Source organism: Embleya sp. NPDC001921 (assembly GCF_053594475.1).
The window spans coordinates 1,317-21,082 of sequence record NZ_JBSFEO010000015.1 but is presented as its reverse complement, the minus strand read 5'-3'; the positions used below and the strand labels follow the sequence as shown (position 1 = coordinate 21,082).

General features: G+C 71.7%; 13 protein-coding genes, 1 tRNA gene and 1 pseudogene. 2 read left to right on the top strand and 13 right to left on the bottom strand.

The features are described from left to right. Positions 1-4 precede the first annotated feature (4 nt). Together ACWCPW_RS19035 and lepA are read right to left on the bottom strand one after the other, a co-directional pair. Positions 5-1,861 carry an AMP-dependent synthetase/ligase gene (locus ACWCPW_RS19035; RefSeq protein WP_449762737.1) on the bottom strand — a complete coding sequence of 619 codons (1,857 nt, stop codon included), beginning with the start codon at positions 1,859-1,861 and terminating at the stop codon, positions 5-7. A 381-nt stretch (positions 1,862-2,242) separates the two neighbouring features. Next, the gene (lepA, locus tag ACWCPW_RS19030; protein ID WP_449762736.1) at positions 2,243-4,096 is read right to left on the bottom strand and encodes a translation elongation factor 4; all 1,854 of its coding nucleotides are present in this window, start codon (positions 4,094-4,096) and stop codon (positions 2,243-2,245) included. A 362-nt stretch (positions 4,097-4,458) separates the two neighbouring features. Between lepA and rpsT the strand changes: the two genes are divergently transcribed. Then, a complete protein-coding gene (gene rpsT / locus ACWCPW_RS19025; protein WP_020553196.1) occupies positions 4,459-4,725 on the top strand; it encodes a 30S ribosomal protein S20 in 267 nt (88 codons plus the stop codon). Between the two features lie 204 nt (positions 4,726-4,929). On the opposite strand, the gene holA is transcribed toward rpsT, so the two are convergent. From holA to ACWCPW_RS18980, 9 genes are all read right to left on the bottom strand, one after another. Continuing rightward, the gene (gene holA / locus ACWCPW_RS19020; RefSeq protein WP_449762870.1) at positions 4,930-5,919 is read right to left on the bottom strand and encodes a DNA polymerase III subunit delta; all 990 of its coding nucleotides are present in this window, start codon (positions 5,917-5,919) and stop codon (positions 4,930-4,932) included. A gap of 156 nt (positions 5,920-6,075) precedes the next feature. Next, a complete protein-coding gene (locus ACWCPW_RS19015) occupies positions 6,076-6,657 on the bottom strand; it encodes a ComEC/Rec2 family competence protein (RefSeq protein WP_449762735.1) in 582 nt (193 codons plus the stop codon). Positions 6,658-6,793: 136 nt separating this feature from the next. Further along, on the bottom strand, positions 6,794-8,995 hold the full coding sequence (locus ACWCPW_RS19010; protein WP_449762734.1) for a ComEC/Rec2 family competence protein: 2,202 nt from the start codon (positions 8,993-8,995) through the stop codon (positions 6,794-6,796). 107 nt (positions 8,996-9,102) lie between these two features. Then, entirely contained in the window at positions 9,103-10,065 is a 963-nt protein-coding gene (locus tag ACWCPW_RS19005; RefSeq protein ID WP_449762733.1) for a helix-hairpin-helix domain-containing protein, read from the bottom strand. A 168-nt stretch (positions 10,066-10,233) separates the two neighbouring features. Then, entirely contained in the window at positions 10,234-11,079 is an 846-nt protein-coding gene (locus tag ACWCPW_RS19000) for a DegV family protein (RefSeq protein WP_449762732.1), read from the bottom strand. Positions 11,080-11,277: 198 nt separating this feature from the next. Continuing rightward, positions 11,278-11,910 (bottom strand): hypothetical protein, encoded by a 633-nt coding sequence (locus ACWCPW_RS18995; RefSeq protein ID WP_449762731.1) that lies wholly within the window; start codon positions 11,908-11,910, stop codon positions 11,278-11,280. A 224-nt stretch (positions 11,911-12,134) separates the two neighbouring features. Continuing rightward, on the bottom strand, positions 12,135-15,035 hold the full coding sequence (gene leuS, locus ACWCPW_RS18990) for a leucine--tRNA ligase (RefSeq protein WP_449762730.1): 2,901 nt from the start codon (positions 15,033-15,035) through the stop codon (positions 12,135-12,137). A 282-nt stretch (positions 15,036-15,317) separates the two neighbouring features. Continuing rightward, the gene (locus tag ACWCPW_RS18985; protein WP_449762729.1) at positions 15,318-15,962 is read right to left on the bottom strand and encodes a lysoplasmalogenase family protein; all 645 of its coding nucleotides are present in this window, start codon (positions 15,960-15,962) and stop codon (positions 15,318-15,320) included. A gap of 264 nt (positions 15,963-16,226) precedes the next feature. After that, entirely contained in the window at positions 16,227-17,219 is a 993-nt protein-coding gene (locus ACWCPW_RS18980) for a helix-turn-helix transcriptional regulator (protein ID WP_449762728.1), read from the bottom strand. 62 nt (positions 17,220-17,281) lie between these two features. On the opposite strand from ACWCPW_RS18980, the gene ACWCPW_RS18975 reads away from it, so the two are divergent. Continuing rightward, a complete protein-coding gene (locus ACWCPW_RS18975; RefSeq protein WP_449762727.1) occupies positions 17,282-18,457 on the top strand; it encodes an epoxide hydrolase family protein in 1,176 nt (391 codons plus the stop codon). Between the two features lie 77 nt (positions 18,458-18,534). Here ACWCPW_RS18975 and ACWCPW_RS18970 read toward each other — a convergent pair. Then, a tRNA-Ala gene (locus tag ACWCPW_RS18970) sits at positions 18,535-18,607 on the bottom strand. An 11-nt stretch (positions 18,608-18,618) separates the two neighbouring features. Beyond that, positions 18,619-19,766: pseudogene (locus ACWCPW_RS18965) on the bottom strand (rhomboid-like protein); the annotation flags it as partial.

The following is a 19,766-nucleotide window of genomic DNA, read 5'->3' as shown; positions in this document are numbered from 1 at the left end:
GAGCTCAGGTGACCAGCGTGCCCTTGTACATGTCCTCCAGCAGCTCCGCGTACTGCCGTTCCACCGCCCGCCGCTTGACCTTCAGGCTCGGGGTCAGCTCACCGTGCTCGACGCTCAGGTCGCGCGGCAGGATGGCGAACTTCTTCACCGTCTGCCAGCGCTGGAGGCCGGCGTTGAGCTCGTCGAGACAGTCGGCGATGAGCGCGCGGGCCTCCGCGCTGCCGGCCAGTTCCTCGTACGACTTGTCCCGCAGTGCCGGCCGGTCGGCGGCCCAGACCCGGATCGCGTCCGGGTCCAGCGTGATCAGCGCGGAGCAGAAGTTGCGGCCCTCGCCGTGCACGAGGATGTTGCCGACATACGGGCACATGCCCTTGAACCGGCCCTCGATCTCGCTGGGCGCCACGTACTTCCCGCCCGACGTCTTGATGAGGTCCTTCTTGCGGTCGGTGATCCGCAGGAAGCCGTCCTCGACCACCCCGATGTCGCCGGTGCGCAGCCAGCCGTCCTCGGTGAGCACCTCGGCGGTGGCCTCGGGATTGTTGTGGTACCCCTGCATCACGCCGGGGCCGCGCACGAGCAGTTCGCCGTCCTCGGCGATGCGCAGCTCCGAGCCGGGCAGGACCACGCCGACGGTGCCGATGCGGTGCGCGTCGTAGCGGTTGACCGAGCTGCCGGCGCTGGCCTCGGTCAGTCCGTAGCCCTCCAGGATGGGGATGCCGATCGCGTCGAAGAACTCCGCGACGTCGGGCGAGAGCGCCACACTGCCGGAGATACACCCCTTGAGCCGGCCGCCGAACAGGTCGCGCAGTTTGCCGAAGACGAGCCGATCGGCCAGCCGGTACTCGGCTTTCAGCAGCACGGAGGGCGTGCGACCGGCCTGCCGGGTCTGCGACGTCCGCCGACCGACGCCGATCGCCCACCGGAAGATCCGGTACTTGAGGCCGCCCTCGGCGCGCATCCGCATGTGCACGGAGTTGTACACCTTCTCGAACACGCGCGGCGCGGCGGCCATGAAGGTCGGCCGTACGATCGGAAGGTTGGTGATCAGCTTGGGGATCCGGCCGTCGATCGCGGTCGGGTAGCCGATCCGGATCTGGCCGGAGACCATCACCTTGCCGTAGCAGTGCGCGAGCGGCAGCCACAGGTATTGCAGCTCGTCGATGTCGGTCAGCCCCATCGCGGCCTGCGCGGCGGCCTGGTACGCCCACGTGTCGTGCGCGAGCCGGACGCCCTTGGGTCGACCGGTGGTACCGGAGGTGTAGATCAGCGTCGCGAGCTGGTCGCGGGTGATCGCGCCGACGCGGGTCTCGACCAGGTCGGGTTCCTTCTCCAGCCGGGCCCGGCCCAGTTCCTCCAGCTCGGCGAGGGTGCTCACCCAGTCGTCGTCGGCCTCGTCGGCGACGTGGTCGAAGACGATCACCTTGCGCACCGCGCCCAGGCCGGTCCGCTCGCCGCGCAGCTTGGCGAGTTGGGCGTCGTCGGCGGCGAACACCACCACGCTGCCGGAGTCGGCCAGGATGAACGCGGCCTCGTCGGCGTTGGTGGTCGGGTAGACGGTGGTGGTGGCCGCCCCGGCGCACATGACGCCCACGTCCGCGAGCACCCATTCGAGCCTGGTCTCGGAGACGATCGCGACCCGGTCCTCGGGCTCGACCCCCAGCGCCACCAGGCCGGCGGCGATCGCCTTGGCCCGGTCGCCGGCCTGCCCCCAGGTGAGCGACCGCCATTCCTCGCGGTCGCCGTCGCCCACCGCGACCGGGTATCGGTACGCCTCCCGTTCGGGCGTCGCCCGAACGCGCTCCAGGAAGTCCACCGCGATGGACGGCGGGCGGTTGTCGATGCCGACGGGCTCTGGACTCACTGCGGCCTCCGTGTCCTGGGCGGATTTCAGGGGTGGTGGCGGTGCCGAGTACCGGCGTCGACACCGGTGTCCATACGGGTACCCACGGGGGTGTCCGTACGGGTATCGGGATCGGCCGGAGTGCGGAGTGTTCGGTATAGCGGGGGTAAAAAACAGCGGGTGCATCGGTTGTGCCCGATGCACCCGCAACGTACGCCGCCGCAGGGCTACGCGGTAGTAGCTTCGCTCGGATCCGCCGTCGGATCGCGTCGCCACACCCGCCGGCCGACCCGGCCGCGGCCCTGCTTCCCGCTCTGCTCCCTGCCTGTGTCGCCTACCTCCGCGCCCTGCGCACCGCTACTTCCGCACCCTGCGTGCGGCCACTTGCGCGCCCGCGTACCGCTACTTCTTGCCGCCGCTGTCGTCGGTGGACAGCGCCGCGATGAAGGCCTCCTGCGGCACCTCCACGCGGCCGACCATCTTCATCCGCTTCTTGCCTTCCTTCTGCTTCTCCAGCAGCTTGCGCTTGCGACTGATGTCACCGCCGTAGCACTTGGCGAGCACGTCCTTGCGGATCGCCCGGATGTTCTCGCGGGCGATCACCCGTGCGCCGACCGCCGCCTGGATCGGCACCTCGAACTGCTGACGCGGAATCAGCTCGCGCAGCTTCTTGGTCATCTCGACGCCGTAGGTGTACGCCTTGTCCTTGTGCACGATCGCGCTGAACGCGTCGACCGCCTCGCCCTGGAGCAGGATGTCGACCTTGACCAGCGCGGATTCCTGCTCACCGGTGGTCTCGTAGTCCAGCGACGCGTAGCCGCGCGTCTTGGACTTGAGCGCGTCGAAGAAGTCGAACACGATCTCCGCGAGCGGCAGCGTGTAGCGCAGCTCGACCCGGTCCTCGGAGAGGTAGTCCATCCCGATCTGGACCCCGCGCCGGGTCTGGCACAGCTCCATGATCGTGCCGATGTACTCGCTCGGCGCCAGGATCGTGGCCCGCACCACCGGCTCGTGCACCTCGGCGATCTTGCCGCCGGGGAACTCGCTCGGGTTGGTCACGGTGTGCTCGGTGCCGTCCTCCATGACGACCCGGTACACCACGCTCGGCGCGGTGGAGATGAGCTCCAGGTTGAACTCGCGCTCCAGGCGCTCCCGGACGATCTCCAGGTGCAGCAGCCCCAGGAAGCCGCAGCGGAAGCCGAAGCCGAGGGCGACCGAGGTCTCCGGCTCGTACACCAGCGCGGCGTCGTTGAGCTGGAGCTTGTCGAGCGCGTCGCGCAGCTCGGGGTAGTCCGAGCCGTCCAGCGGATACAGACCGGAGAAGACCATCGGCTTCGGGTCCTTGTAACCGCCGAGCGCCTCGGTCGCACCGTGGTGCAGCGAGGTGATCGTGTCACCGACCCGGGACTGCCGAACGTCCTTCACGCCGGTGATGATGTAGCCGACCTCGCCGACGCTCAGGCCGTCGGACGGCTTGGGCTCGGGTGAGATGACCCCGATCTCCAGGAGTTCGTGGGTCACCCCCGTCGACATCATCTGGATCCGCTCGCGCTTCTTCAGGTCGCCGTCGATCACCCGGACGTAGGTGACCACGCCCCGGTACGAGTCGTAGACCGAGTCGAAGATCATCGCGCGGGCGGGCGCGTCCTTGGCGCCGATCGGCGGCGGGACCAGGCGTACGCACTCGTCCAGCAGCTCGGGCACGCCCACTCCGGTCTTGCCGGAGACCTTGAGCACGTCGTCCGGGTCGCAGCCGATGATGTGCGCGAGCTCGGCGGCGTACTTCTCCGGCTGGGCGGCGGGCAGGTCGATCTTGTTCAGCACCGGGATGATCTGGAGGTCGTTCTCCAGGGCCAGGTAGAGGTTGGCGAGCGTCTGCGCCTCGATCCCCTGGGCCGCGTCGACCAGCAGGATCGCGCCCTCACAGGCCGCGAGCGAGCGGGACACCTCGTACGTGAAGTCCACGTGACCGGGGGTGTCGATCATGTTGAGGATGTGGGTCCGGCCGTCGGGGGCCGTCCACGGCAGCCGCACCGCCTGCGACTTGATGGTGATGCCGCGCTCACGCTCGATGTCCATGCGGTCGAGGTACTGCGCGCGCATCTGCCGCGCATCGACCACACCGGTGATCTGAAGCATCCGGTCGGCGAGCGTCGACTTGCCGTGGTCGATGTGGGCGATGATGCAGAAGTTCCGGATCAGCGCCGGGTCGGTACGGCTGGGCTCCGGCACGTTCACTGGCGGGGTCGCGGGCACGCGGGCTTCCAGATTCTCGATCGGGTGGACTGGCGAGGGCCTTGCGGGTGGCACGTGGGATCGGTGTGGGATCCCAGGTGTTCCCTACATCGTCCCATGCGGCATGGGTGAGCCGTGTTGGCGGAGCCGGCCGAGCCGGTTCGGGTCGCCGCACGTGGCGGCGAACGGGAGTAAACGGGGCGGGCGCGGGCCGCGTGCGGGGGTGGATCGGGCCGGATCGGCCGGCCGTGTCGTGGGCGCCCGTCGATGACTGGTAATCTGATGGATCGCGTGTGGCGTACGTGTCTCTGCCACGCAAGTCAACGTCCGAACGGGCCCTCTCCCTGGATCGGATCCCGACCTAGTACTCAGAAGGCTCTTTCGTGGCGAACATCAAGTCCCAGATCAAGCGCAACAAGACGAACGAGATTGCGCGTCAGCGCAACAAGGCCGTCAAGTCGGAGCTCAAGACCTTCGTGCGCAAGGCGCGCGAGGCGGCCGAGGCCGGCAACGTCGAGCAGGCCGAGGCGCTCACCCGCCTCGCTGCCCGCAAGCTCGACAAGGCCGTCAGCAAGGGTGTCATCCACAAGAACCAGGCCGCCAACAAGAAGTCGGCGCTGGAGAAGCGTGTCGCGACGGCCAAGGCCTGACTCGCGACACCTTTGATGGTGTGACACCCGAGCGCGTGCGCTCGTAGTGACTTCGAAGGCGCCGTCCCCGGATCCCGGGGGCGGCGCCTTTGTCGTTGTGGGGGGCGTGGGTCGCCGGTCTCATCGGGCCGGGGTCGGCGGGGCGCGGGTCGGCGGACCGCCGGGCCTGGGTCGGAGGGGTGTGGGTCGCCGGTCTCGGCGGCCTCAGAGGTTGCGGACCGTGGAGACCGTCACGACGGCCTTCTCCAGCGCGTACGCGGGGTCCGTACCGCCGCCCTTGACCGCCGCGTCGGCGTCGGCGACCGCGCACAGGGCGCGCACGATGCCGTCCGGGGTCCAGCCGCGAAGCTGCTGCCGCACCCGGTCCACCTTCCACGGCGGCATGCCCAGCTCGCGGGCCAGGTCGTTGGGGCGGGCATTGCGCGAGGCGGCCCCGACCCGGGCGATCTGCCGCACACTCTGCGCGAGCGCGCTGGTGACCATGACCGGTGCGACGCCGACCGACAACGCCCAGCGCAACTGCTCCAGCGCCTCGGCGGTACGGCCCTCGACGGTCTTGTCGGCGACGGTGAAACTGGACGCCTCGGCGACGCCGCTGTAGTAGCGCGCGACCACCTCTTCGTCGACCACGCCGTCGGTGTCCGCCATCAACTGGCTGCACGCGGACGCCAACTCGCGCAGGTCGTTGCCGATCGCCTCGACCAGGGTGCGGCACGCGTCCTCGGTGAGCGAGCGGCCCGCGATCCGGAACTCGGCGCGCGCGAAGGCGACCCGGTCGCCGACCTTGGTGACCTTGGGGCACGCGACCTCGCGCACTCCCACCTTGCGGACCGCGTCCAGGAGGTTCTTGCCCTTGGGCCCGCCGAGGTGGGCCAGCACGAGCACGATCTCGTCGGCGGGATCGGCGATCAGCTTCTTGACCTCGCCGGCCAGGTCCGCCCCGAGGTCCTGCGCGGACCGGATCACGATGACCTTGCGCTCGCCGAACAACGACGGACTGGCCAACTCGGACAACATCCCCGCCTGCAACGCCCCGGGGGCGAGATCCCGGACGTCGGCGTCGGGATCCTGCGCCCGCACGGCGCGCACCACATCCCCGATCGCGCGATCCACAAGCAGTTCCTCGGGCCCGACGACAAGCGTCACGGGCGCGAGCGGATCATCCTGCATTCTCCTGGCCACCCGACCAAGCATCCCACGCCCCACAGACACACCCCACAACCTCACCCCCGCCCCGAAAACCCACCCCCACCAAGCAGGGAACGAAACACGAAACCCGGCAGGCCCCGGGGCCGGCACGGTACAAAGCACAAGGCCAACGGGGCAGGACGCGGAGCGCGAGACCACCGATCAGGCCCTAGGGGCGGGCCGGCCGACGTGGGCTGGGATGCCGGGCGCGGCTTTGTGGGGAATGCGCGGGCGGTGGGTGCTTCCGTGGGGTGTTCGCCGGAATGCGCACGCGCGGCGCGGGCGGTGGGCGTGGACGGTGGTGTGGCGTGGACGGCGGGTGGGGACGTTGGCGTGGCGCCGGCGGGGGTGCGAGGCGGCGATTGTGCGGGGGTTGAGGGCGCGTTCGGGTGCCGGGGTGGGGGTGGGTGCCCGAAGGGCGTGGGTGGGGGTGTCGGGGCCTCGGGCGACCGCGTTCAGGTGGGTCGGGGTGCCGGTCACGGCAATCGGGCCGTCGGTGTCGGTGCGCAGGAGGCGAGCGCCGGTCGCGGCGATCAGGGCGCGGGCGGAGGGCGACGGGTGGCCGTAGGGATTGCCCCTGCCCACAGAGACGAGCGCCAAGCGCGGGTGCAGCCCGAGCATGAGACCCGGGTCCTGGCGGGCCGAGCCGTGGTGCGCGACCTTGAGCACGTCCACCCGGAGGCCGCCCAGCCGGGCCCGCAGCGCCTCCTGGGCCTCGGTCTCGACGTCCCCCGTGAGCAACATCCGAACGCCGTGGCGCTCCGCGAGCACCACGAGACTCGCGTTGTTGGCCGTTGACCCGCCCGCCCCCCTCCCCGCCGGGACGTCTCGCACCGCCGCCCACCCCGCGACGCCCGGCCCGATCCACGGTCCGCCTGGATCAGGGGCACCCGTTCGAGTGGCCGGGACGCCCCCCCGCCGCCGCCCACCCCTGGGCGCCCGGATCGGTCTGCGGTGTGTCGGGGGTGTGGTTGGCCGTTCGAGTGGTGGGGAGGTCCGGTGGCGGTGGGACGGCGGAACCGGGGGTGGTCGGGCGTGGCCTCGGGGTGGGGGCGTCGGGGGGTGGGGCGAGGGTTTGCCAGGTCAGGGCGGCCCGGGTGCGGTGTTCGCCGTCGGCGGGAGTGGTCAGGGAGGTGCCGGCGGCGCCGGCCCAGCGGCGGACCCGGGTGACCTCGGCTCGGGGTTCCAGGACCGTCGTGCCCTGGAGCAGGCCTACCGCGCGACCGCGCAACGCGCCGGGGAGGCCCTCGACGTGGTCGGCGTGGTAGTGGCTGAGCAGGACCAGGGGCAGGCGGTGCACGCCGAGGTCGCGCAGGCAGCGGTCGACGGCGTCCGGATCGGGGCCGGCGTCGACCAGGACACCGGCGCCGGGGCCCGCGTTGAGCACGAGTGCGTCGCCCTGACCCACGTCGCACATCACCAGGTGCCAGTCCGGCGGCGGCCAGCCGGTCAACGGGCGGACCAGGAGCGGCGGGCGGAGCAGCAGTACCACCACGAGGGTCGCGAGCAGCGCGGCGGCCATCGCTCGCGGCCGGCCCGCTCGGGTGGAATCGGGCGGGCGCCGCAGGAGACGCAGGGTCGGTACGGCCGCGACGGTGATCGCCGCGAGGACCGCTCCGCCGAACAAGCCGGTCGGCCAGGTGACGGCGGCGCCGGGCAACGCGGCGCCGGTACGGGCCACTGTCGCGATCCACCCGATCGGCCAGGAGCCCAGCCAGGCGGCGACCTGCGCGAGCGGAAGGCAGACCGGTGCGAGCACGAGGGCGACGAAGCCGAGGATCGTGGCCGGGGCGACCGCGAACTCGGCGAGCAGGTTGCACGGCACGGCCACCAGGCTGACCCGGCCCGCGAAACTCACCACGAGCGGTCCGCAGACGGCCTGTGCGGCAAGCGGTACGGCGACCACGACCGCGGCCCACTTCGGCCAGCCTCGGCCCCGAAGTCGTGCGGTCCAGTGCGGCGCGAGCAACAGCAGCGCGCCCGTGGCCAGCGCGGACAGCGCGAAGCCGTAGGAGCGGGCCAGGGTCGGATCGAACAGCACCAGGCCGAGCACCGCGACGGCGAGTGCGGGCAGTCCGCGTCGGGGTCGGCCGGTGTACAGCGCGACCACGGTGACCAGGCCCATCGCGGCGGCGCGCAACACGCTGGGTTCGGGCCGGGCCACCACCACGAAGCACGCGATCGCCCCCGCGCCCGCGATCGGCAGCACGCGTCCACGCAGGCCGCTGCGCCTCAGGACGAAGAGAACGAATCCCAGCAGGATGGTGATGTTGGTGCCGCTGACGGCGGTCAAATGCGTGAGTTCGGCGGTGCGGAAGTCGGCTTCGAGGTCGGCGGGGAGGTGGCTGGTGTCGCCGACGACCAGGCCCGGGAGCAGGCCTCGGGCGGCGGGCGGCAGGTCCGCGCAGGCCGCGCGCAGGCGGGCCCTGAGGTGGCCGGCGAGGCGCTGAGGGGCCGACGGGGTTCCGACGTGCTCGGGGGCGGACCGGATCAGCAGCAGGGCCCCGCCGGCCTTGCCCGGCACGAGGCGCCCACGCGCCCGCACCGGGGTGCTCGGGAGCAGCCCGAGCCAGGATCCCGCCTCGGGCCCGCCGACCAGAACCGTCACCGGAGTCCGCACGCGTGCACCTCGCGGGCCACGGGCCGCAGAGGAGCCGGGCCGGGCGAGCGGGCCGGACTCGGCGTGCGCGCCGCGTGCGTGGGACGGGTCGGATGCCGTGCCGAGAAAGTCGATCCGGGCGCCGAACAGCGTGGGAGGCGCGCCGAGTTCGCTGCCTCGAACGCGGGTGACACGGCGCTCGGGGTCGGTGCGTACGGTCAATTCGACGCCGACTTCGGCGCGCTGCCGGGCCGCGGTGGCGACGGGACCGGCGTGGTCGGCGGCGGTCCGCAGACCCGCGACCAGAGCACCCGCCGCGACACACACGAGCACGACGGCAAAGGTCACCCGACGGCGAACCCCGACGGCCCTGGCGAGTACGGCGGCGCCGAGAATCGCGCCCGTACTCGCGAGCGCGACGACCCGGAACGGAACCAGCGGCGCGGTCCACGCCGCGGCCCACGCGGCGATCGCCCCCGGCACCAGCCGGGTGTCCGCCTGCGCACGACCCCCGTCCCCCGCTCGACCGCGACCTGCGGCGGCAGGGACAGCGGGAGCGGCAGGAGCCGAGTGCCCCGCCGATCGGGGCCTCATACCCGGACCCTCGGTTTCAGGTCGGCGTACTTGCGGTCACCGATGCCTCGGACCTGGCGGAGTTGGTCGACTGTCGCGAATCGGCCCAACTGGGTGCGCTTTTCGATGATCTGACGGGCCAGGACCGGGCCGACGCCGGGGAGTTGCTCCAACTGCTCGGCCGTTGCCGTATTGAGGTCGAGCACTTGGGGCGGGCCCGTGGACGCGCCGCTCGCCGGGGCGGCCGGGGCGGGTGCGGCCGGCGCACCCGGGACACCGACCGGGATCTGTTCGCCGTCGGTCAGCGGCCGGGCCAGGTTCAGTGTGGCCAGATCCGCCGCCGGCAACGCGCCGCCGGCGGCCTGTACCGCGTCCGCCACCCGCGCCCCCGGCGGCAGCACCACCACACCGGGACGCGCCACCTTCCCGGCCACATGCACGGTGATCGGCCCGGCCGCGGGCGCCGGCGCGGCGGCCGAGGAGGACGGCCCCGGCGGCCCCGCCGACACCGCGCCGCCGGCGGGTACCGAAACCACGTTCGCCTGCCCCACCGGCGCCGGCGCCGCCACGCTCTGTGGACGCGCCCGCCACCACCCGCCCACCGCGAGCGCCACCGCCACCAGCGCCAGCACCGCGACGGCCGCGACCACACGGCGATCCACACCCACCCGAAGCCGCGCCGGCAACCGATCCGCGACCGCCTCGACCATCCGCCGCGCGGGGTCCGGCCCCCGACGCGCGGCCGGCTCACCCGACCCGAGCAGCGCGGCCACCCGCTCCGCCCCCGAGCGCGGCACCGCCGAGGAACCGTGCCCGCCCGACGCGGACGACGCGGACGGCGGCGCGAAAGCAGCCGAGGACGGCGGCGCGAAGACGGCGGAGGACGGCGGCGCGAAGGATGGCGAGGACGGCGAGGACGGCGACGGGAATGCGGCCGAAGGCGGCGACGGATAAGCGGACGAGGACGGCGATCCGGACATGCCTCGAAGCTAGGCGGGACGACTCACCCGCCCCCGACCACCGAACCCACGTGTGCACAACCCGCGGCCTGTGGAAACCGAGCCCACCCACGTGGGTGACCCCACCACCCCCACCACCCCCACCGCGTCACCCACGTAGGTGACACGCCCACCACCCCCACCCACCCCTCACCGAGGCGAAACCACCACCGCCAACAACCCCGGCCCGGCATGCGCCCCGATCACCGCGCCCACCTCGCTCACATACAGCTCCCCCAGCCCGGTCAACCGCTCCCGCAGCCGCCCGGCCAGCGCCTCCGCGCGCTCCGGACTGGCCAGGTGGTGCACCGCGACGTCGACCGCCCCGGCCCCCGCCCGCTCCACGGCCAACTCCTCCAGCCGGCTGATCGCCCGCGCCGACGTCCGCACCTTCTCCAGCGGCCCGATCAACCCGTCGCTCACGTGCAACAGCGGCTTGACCGCCAACGCCGTCCCCATGAACGCCGTCGCCGCCCCGATCCGCCCGCCCCGGCGCAGATACTCCAGCGTGTCCACGTAGAACAGCGCCGACGTGGTCTGCGCGCGCTTCTCGGCCGCGATCACCGCCTCCTCCAGGCACGCGCCGTCGGCCGCCGCCTCCGCCGCGGCCAGCACCGAGAAGCCCATCCCCATGCCGAGCGTGCGCGAGTCCACCACCCGCACCGGCACGTCCGCGTCCCGGGCGGCGAGCAGCGCGGCCTCGTACGTGCCGGAGAGCTCACCGGAGATGTGGATCGAGACGATGCCCGTCGCGCCCTTCTCGGCGAGTTCGCGATAGGTCTCCGCGAACGTCTCGGGCGCCGGCCGCGAGGTGGTCACGATCCGGCGCTGGCGCAGGGCGTCGGTGAGTTGGGCGGGCGTGGCCTCGATGCCGTCGTCCAGCGGCCGCCCGCGCAGGACGACCTTGAGCGGAACCACCACGAGGCGGTGCCGCTCCACGAGCTCCTCGGGCAGGTAGGCCGTGGAGTCCGTGACCACGGCGAGATCGGTCGGCATCGTCGGCATGAGCGGGCAACCACCCGGATGTGAGACGACAGGGGGGCGGGGTCGGTGTCTCGGCTACCCCGTGTCGGGTCGCTGAGTCGAGACACCACAATCAATATTCGGTCACCATGCCACGCCCCGACGCACGGGTGGCGCGCGCCGTGGTGCGGCCGGCGCGTCCCGTCGTGGGGGCTCGCCGCCGGCAGCCGCTCAGGTCAGCGGCTTGGGCCGGGATCGACTCTCGTCCGCGTACGCGCGCAGGGCCGCGGCCTCGCGTTCGACGTCCGTGCCGAGCCGGTCCAACTCGTCCTCGCCCAGGTGGCGTTCGCGGTCCTGGACGGCCCACCGCAGCGAGGCCGCGGTGTGCTCGATGCGATCCGCGCGCTCCTTGAGCCCGGGCAGCTCGCGCGCGACCCGGTCCCGGTCCGGCTCGCGCTCGACCAGCTTCAGGTCGGTGTCCAAGGCCTTGGCGAACTGGTCCAGCCGGCGCAGCAGCGCGACCGCCTCGGAGAGCTGGGCGTCGTGCGCGTAGCCCGCCTCCAGCACCCGCCGGGTCTGCTCCAGCGACCGCCGCACCGACCCGCGCATCCGCGCCGCCTCGGCCGCGCCACCCGTGAGGGTGTACGCCCGAGCCTTGGACGTGGCGTCCTCCACGAGGCCGCGGACCCGGGGCGCGTGCCGCTCGATCCGGCGGCGCACCGCCCGCCGCATCATCGTGATCAGGCCCACCACGACGCCGACGAGCACGAGACACGCGAGCACACCGGCGCCCAACACCACGCCGAAGGTCTCGGCGCCATCGGCCAACGAGTCGGTGGTCGCGGGAACGTCGGCGAGGGCCACGAGGCGTCTCCTGCCTGGTCGGGGCCGGAAGGTTTCCCCTCACACTAACGCCGCCGGGGCGCTCGGATACGCACGCGGCGGAAAACACCGCGTTCCAGACCGATCGTCACCGACCGGAAACGGGGCCGACACGGGCCGGAAATCGACCCTCGACGAACCCGCGCCGGGCACGCCGAAGGCCGGTCGGATCGCACTCGGCGACCGACCGACCCCCGCCGACTCGCCTACGCCGGAACGATGTTCACCAGCTTCGGCGGCTTGACGATCACCATCCGCACGCCTGCCCCGTCCAGTGCGGCCAGCACCGTCGGATCGGCCAGCGCCAGCGCCTTCAGCTCGTCCTCGCCGATGCTCGGCGGGACCTCCAGGCGGGCCCGGACCTTGCCCTTGATCTGCACGACGCAGGTGACCGTGTCCTCGACCAGGTAGGCCGGATCCGCCTGGGGGAACGCCTCGTAGGTGACCGTGTCGCCGTGGCCCAGCTTCGACCACAGCTCCTCGGCCACGTGCGGCACCAGCGGCGCGACCATCAGGACCAGCTTCTCGGCGATCTCGCGCGGCACCGCCGGCAGCTTGACCAGCGCGTTGTTCAGCTCGATCGCCTTGGCGATCGCGGTGTTGAAGCGCAGCGCGTCCATGTCCCGCCGCATGCCGTCGATGGCCTTGTGGGTGGCCCGCAGCGTGGCCTCGTCGGCCGGCTCGTCGACCACGATCGGCGCACCGGTCCGCTCGTCCACGATGTTGCGCCACAGCCGCTGCAGGAAGCGGTACGAGCCGACCACGGCGCGGGTGTCCCAGGGCCGGGAGATCTCCAGCGGGCCCATCGACATCTCGTACAGGCGCAGCGTGTCCGCGCCGTACTCCTCGGCCATCTGGTCGGGCGTCACCGAGTTCTTCAGCGACTTGCCCATCTTCCCGTACTCGCGGGTGACCGCCTGCTCGCCCAGGAAGAACTTCCCGTCCCGGTCCTCGACCTCGCTCGCCTCGACGTAGACGCCGCGCTCGTCCTTGTACGCGAACGCCTGGATGTAGCCCTGGTTGAACAGCCTGTGGAAGGGCTCGGACGAGGACACGTGGCCCAGGTCGAACAGCACCTTGTGCCAGAAACGCGAGTACAGCAGGTGCAGCACCGCGTGCTCGACACCGCCGACGTACAGGTCCACGCCGCCGGTGTGACCCTCGTGCTTCGGCCCCATCCAGTACTTCTCGACCTCGGGGTCGACCAGGACCTCGGTGTTCGTCGGGTCCAGGTAGCGCAGCTCGTACCAGCACGAACCGGCCCAGTTGGGCATGGTGTTGGTCTCGCGGCGGTACCGCTTGGGCCCGTCGCCCAGGTCCAGCACCACGTTCACCCAGTCGGCGTTGCGCGACAGCGGCGTCTCGGGCTTGGTGTCCGCGTCGTCCGGGTCGAACGTGCGCGGGCGGTAGTCGTCGATCTCGGGCAGTTCGACCGGCAGCATCGAGTCCGGCAGCGCGTGCGCGACGCCGTCCTCGTCGAACACGATCGGGAACGGCTCGCCCCAGTAGCGCTGGCGCGAGAACAGCCAGTCGCGCAGCTTGAAGTTGATCGTGCCCTCGCCGATGCCGCGCTCGGCCAGCCACTCGGTGATCGCCTTCTTGGCGTCGACCACGCCCAGGCCGTCCAGCGAGACGCCCTCGCCGGAGCTGTTCACCAGCTTCGCGTCGTAGGACACGAACGCGTCGGCCCAGTCGGTGGTGTCCTCGGTCGAGCGGTCGTCGGCGGGCTCGACCACGCAGCGGATCGGCAGCTCGAAGGCGCGCGCGAACTCGAAGTCGCGGTGGTCGTGCGCGGGCACCGCCATGATCGCGCCGGTGCCGTAGCCCATCAGCACGTAGTCGGCGATGAAGACCGGCACCCGCTCGCCGTTGACCGGGTTGCTCGCGTAGGCGCCGGTGAAGACGCCGGTCTTGTCCTTGCCCTCGCTCTGCCGCTCGACGTCGCTCTTGGAACCGGCGAACCGGCGGTACGCCGCGACCGCCTCGGCGGGCGTGGCCGCGCCGCCGGTCCACACCGCCGGGATGCCCTCGGGCCACGCGTCCGCGACGATCGCGTCGACCAGTTCGTGCTCGGGCGCCAGCACCATGTAGGTGGCGCCGAACAGCGTGTCGGGCCGGGTGGTGAACACCTCGATCGGCGTCGCGTCGGTGGCGAACGAGACCTTGGCGCCCTCGGATCGGCCGATCCAGTTGCGCTGCATGATCTTGATCGGCTCGGGCCAGTCCAGCTTGTCCAGGTCGCCCAGCAGGCGGTCGGAGTACGCGGTGATCCGCATCATCCACTGCCGCAGGTTGGACTTGAACACGGGGAAGTTGCCGCGCTCGCTGCGGCCGTCGGCGGTGACCTCCTCGTTGGCCAGCACGGTGCCCAGGCCCGGCGCCCAGTTGACCGGGGCCTGCGAGACGTACGCCAGGCGGTACTCGTCCAGCACCGCCGCGCGCTCGGCGTCGCCCAGGTCGGCCCACGCGCGCCCGTCGGGGGTGGCCCGGTCGCCCTTCTCGAACTGCTCGACCAGTTCGGCGATCGGGCGGGCACGACCGGTGCCGCCGTCCGCGCCGGGCGCCTGGGGGTCGTACCAGGAGTTGAAGATCTGCAGGAAGATCCACTGCGTCCAGCGGTAGTACGCCGGATCGGTGGTGGCCACCGAGCGGCGCTGGTCGTGGCCCAGGCCCAGCCGGCGCAGTTGGCGGCGCATGTTGGCGATGTTCGCCTCGGTGGTCACGCGCGGGTGCGTGCCGGTCTGTACGGCGTACTGCTCGGCGGGCAGGCCGAACGCGTCGTAGCCCAGCGTGTGCAGCACGTTGTGGCCGGTCATCCGCTTGAACCGGGCGAATACGTCGGTCGCGATGAAGCCCAGCGGGTGTCCGACGTGCAGGCCCACACCCGAGGGGTACGGGAACATGTCCATCACCATCATCTTCGGCCGCCCGGCGACCTTTTCCGGCTCGGCCAGCGGACCGGCCGGATTGGGCGCCTCGAACGTGCCGTCGGCCTCCCAGCGATCCTGCCAGCGCGCCTCGATGTCGCCGGCCAGCACGGCGTTGTAGCGGTAGGGCTCGGTCGGGGCGTCGGTGTTGCCGGCAGGACCCTGCGTCATCTCGGTCATCGTCCTCAACCATCGGGGTGTGGGCAGCCGTCGGCTGCTTCCGGTGTCGTCACTCGCGCGCGGCGACCGTTTCTGGAAACGAAAAGACCCCTCGCTCAGGAGGGGTCGCCGCGCCGAGTCGGGTGGGAGCGGTCCTCCACCCGGCCTGCTCAGCGCGGCCCGGTAAGCAGCAGTACGGCACGCATGGCCTCAGGTTACCGCAGGTGGCCTGAGGTTACTTCAATACGGTCGCGGTCCGGGCCGGACCCGGGTCCGACTCGGGCAGCGCTCGGGCGGCGACCGTCACAGCCCCGGGGCGGGCCCGGTGGACAGCGACAACACCAGCAGGATCAGGGCCAGGTGGTAGGCGACCGCGATCAGCACCGGCGCGTACGGCGTCGGCGCGCGGAGCCGGTTCCAGCCGACCAGGGTGTCGGAGACGTAGAACAGGAACGCGCCCGCCACCGCGCTGGGCCGGCCGGTGGCCGCCGCGGCGACCACCATCAGCGAGACCACACCGACGTAGAGCAGCACCATGCCGATGTACGTGGGCGCGGTCTCGCGGGCGCCGGTGACCAGGCGTACCGCGTAGGCGCCCGCCGCGAACAGCACGACCACGATGCCGGCGGCCGCCCACAGCCAGGACCAGCCCATGCGTTGGAAGCCCGCGACGTAGCCGATGTGGGCGAGCAGTGAGGCCGCGACCGCGCCGGCGAACCAGCGCGGGGCGAGTACGTCGCGCAGCAGCGACAGCGCGAGCGCGACGCTGAACAACGCGCGCAGTGCCCCGTCGACGTCCTCGAACGACCAGACGACGACGGCCAGGGCACAGATCACCGCGGGTTTCAGGAGACGATCGAGCGGGAGGCGTTCCCGGGCGACGGCCACCCAGTCGGCGACCGCGAGCAGGCTCGCGAGCACCAGCACGAGTACTGCGGTGAGGGTCACGTCCGGCGACACTACTGACCGGAAACCGGACCATTCGCCCACTCGTTCGACCCGTCACGCAACCGTGACGGGAAAGACCCCAATCGTGATCACCGAAGTCCCGCGAATCGGTCCGCATCCGACCCGGGGGCACGGCCCGGCATTCGCTCCGAGCCTGGGAACGCCCCCCGGTCGGCAACCCTCGATCGGCGACCTCCGCGCCGTGGACGGCGAGTTCGACCGGGTGGCCTCCGCACGGTGCGCCGGTGCGCCGGTGCGCCGAGTTCAGTGGGATTGCCCGGCTCGGGCGACTTGGGGAGGCGGTGTCGAGCGGGTGTAGCGGGTGGCCAAGGCGCGTAGGTGGGCTATCAGTTCCGGAGGGTCGGTGACGTCGAAGTCGTGGCCGAGCATGCCCAGGTACACGGCCAGGGTTTCGAGGGAGTCGGCGCCGGTGTCCAGGACGCAGGTGTCGGCGTCGATCGCCTCGACGGTGCCCACGGCCGGGTTGATCCGCTCCAGGACCTCGGCGGCGGGCGCGTGGACCAGGACCCGGGCGCGGTGTCGCCAGGCGGCGGCGGAGACCTTGCCGGCCACATACCGCGCGGCGTCGCCCTCGGGGTCCTCGCGCGGCGCGAACCTGGGGCCGGTCGGAGTGCGCGGGATGATCCGGTCGACCCGGAAGGTGCGCCAGTCGTCGCGGTCCACGTCCCACGCGACCAGATACCAGCGGCGGCCCCAGTTGACCACGCGCTGCGGCTCGACGGTGCGCCGTGTGGACGCGCCGGCGTGGTCGAGGTAGTCCAGCCGCAACCGCTCGCGGTCCCGGCAGGCCGCGACCAGGACGGTGAGCACGTCGGTGTCCACCTTCGCGCTCGGCCGGTCCGCGGGCACCGGCACCGCGTACCGCTGCAACGTGCGCACCCGCCGGCGCAGCCGCGCCGGCAGCACCTGTTCCAGCTTGGCCAGCGCCTGCATGGAGGTCTCCTCCATGCCCGCCATCGCGCCCTGGGCGACGGTACGCAGGCCGACGGTGACCGCGACCGCCTCGTCGTCGGTGAGCAACAACGGCGGCATCGCGGCGCCGGCGGCGAGTCGATAGCCGCCGGTGGAACCTCGGGTGGCGTCGACCGGATAGCCGAGTTCGCGCAGCCGCTCGACGTCCTTGCGGATCGTGCGGCCGGTCACGCCCAGGCGTTCGGCCAGCTCGGAGCCCGGCCAGTCGCGGGGTGTCTGAAGCAGGGACAACAGGCGCAGCAAGCGTGCGGAGGTTTCCAACATTCTTTCAGCCTGACGCCTCTATAGGAGCGGAGTGTTCCTATTGGGATTCTACTGTTCTTCTCATGGAGAACAGCAGCAACACCGCAGCCGAGACCGTCACCGCGAACGCCGACGCCGACGCGATCCGCCCGTTCCGGATCGAGATCGCCCAGGCCGAGCTCGACGACCTGCGCGACCGCCTGACCCGCACCCGCTGGGCCGCCGACGTCCCGGGCGTACCCGACTGGACGCGCGGGGTGCCGGCGGGCTACCTCCGGGGCCTCGCCGACTACTGGGCGAACGGGTTCGACTGGCGCGAGGCGGAGGCGCGGCTGAACGCGTTCCCGCAGTTCGTCACCGAGGTCGACGGCCAGGACATCCACTTCGCCCACGTGCGCTCGGCCCGGGCCGACGCCCCCGCGCTGTTGCTGATCCACGACTGGCCGGGCTCGTTCGTCCAGTTCGTCGACGTGATCGAGCCGCTGTCGCGCGACTTCCACGTCGTGGTCACCGACACCCCGGGGGTCGGCTTCTCCGGACCGCTGTCCGGCCCCGGCTGGACCACCGGCCGGATCGCCGGCGCGTTCACCGAGCTGATGGCCCGCCTGGGCTACGCGCGCTACGGCGTACAGGGCAATGGCGGCGGCGCGTGGATCGCGGCCGAGATGGGTCGGATCGCACCGGAGAAGGTCATCGGCGTCCACGTCAACGGCCTGGTCACCTTCCCGTCCGAGGACCCCGCCGACTTCGCCGGGTTGACCGAGAGCGAGCAGTCCAGGCTGGCCCGGCTCCAGGAGTTCCGGGACGACAAGATGGGCTTCAACGCGATCCAGTCGACCCGGCCGCAGACGCTCGCCTACGGGCTGCACGACTCCCCGGTCGGCCAGCTCGGGTGGATCGTGGAGAAGTTCAAGGAGTGGACGGACACCGCGAGCGAGTTGCCCGAGGACGCGGTGGACCGGGACACCCTGCTCACGAACGTCAGCCTGTACTGGTTCACCGGCACGGCCGGTTCCTCGGCCAACCTCTACTACGAGATGGCGCACGACCCGAGCGCGTGGGCGCCGAAGGACCGCGGCACCGTCCCCACGGCGGTGGCCGTCGCGTTGCAGCAGGACGTCGCGATCCGTCGATTCGCCGAACGCGACCACAACGTGGTGCGCTGGACGGAGTTCGAGCGTGGCGGCAACTTCCTGTCGTTGGAGCAGCCGGAACTGCTGATCGGCGACGTCCGGGAGTTCTTCGCGGGCCTGAGCTGAGCCGAGCCGGCGCCCGGCAACCGGCTCCGGAACGACCGAAGGCCGCTTCCTGATGGAAGCGGCCTTCGGGATTGCGGTGGAGCTACGGAGAATTGAACTCCGGACCTCTTGCATGCCATGCAAGCGCTCTACCAACTGAGCTACAGCCCCGCGTGAATACGTCATAAGTCTACCGGGTCGGTCGCCGTGCTCACGACCAAGGGGGTCCGCAGCGGTGGCGGCTCGCGCAGCGGGCCGACCGCCCGCAGCAGCACCGCGGCGGTGAGGCCGCACAGCGTCGCGAACAGGTGCCCGAAGTCCCAGATGGTGTGGTCCACGATCACCGGCAGGCCGACCGAGAAGAACATCACCGCGGTGCCCGCGAGCCGGATCCAGCCGGACATGATCAGCACCGCGGCGGCGCACGAGCCCACCTCGACGTAACTCACCCCGACGTCCGTCGCGAACGCGATCTTGTGCGGGAGTCGGCCGGCCTCGATCGCGCCCTTCTCCACCGCGGCGGTCAGCAGCGACCCGAACACGTGGCCGCTCGCGCCGATCAGCAACATCCTGGGCGAGCCGTAGCGGCGTTCCGCCCAGGCCACGATCGTGCCGAACACGACCACGTAGGTAGCCAGTCCCGAGCCGTGGTCGGCGACCCAGAACGCGCTGGTGAGCAGCGCCTCCAGCGGATCGTCGCCGAGCCGGAACAGGTTGGTGCTGTTCAGCCTGGTGAGCAGGTCGATCAGCCGGGGCGGCGACGTGCGTTGCACGACCGTGGACGCGGTGAAGATGGCGATGTAGGTGAAGGTCACCGGCGCGGACAACACCCACGCGTGCAGCCGCGCGGTCCACGGGCTCAGCACGCGCACACAGCGACGGGCCCAGGCCCAGTGGTGGGCGAGGCCGCGCAGTACGTACCACGCGATCACGAGGCCCACGCCGATTCCGACGGTCACCCGGGGCGGGTGCCCGAAGGGTGGGTGAGGTGAACCCTCTTTTGGGCGACTTCGTCGCCGGCTCGCGAGGGGGGTGGGGGTGGGTCGTGGGGTGGGGGCGTGGGATGGCGGGCCGGAGTCGTGGGTGGGGCGTTGCTGTTTTTGGGCGACTTCGTCGCCGGCTCGCGAGGCGCCGCTTTTTCTTTCCCCCGCAAGCTCCTCCAAGAAAAAGCGGCGCCTCGCTCGTGACTTCGTGTCCCTCCGCTTCGCTCCGGGCCACGAAGTCAAAGGTCTGCGGCTCCGCCGCTCTCCGCGCTGCGCGCGTCGATCACTGGGGTGGGGGTGGGCCGGGGGGGGGGGGGGGGCCGGGGGGGGGGGGGGGGGGTTGTTGT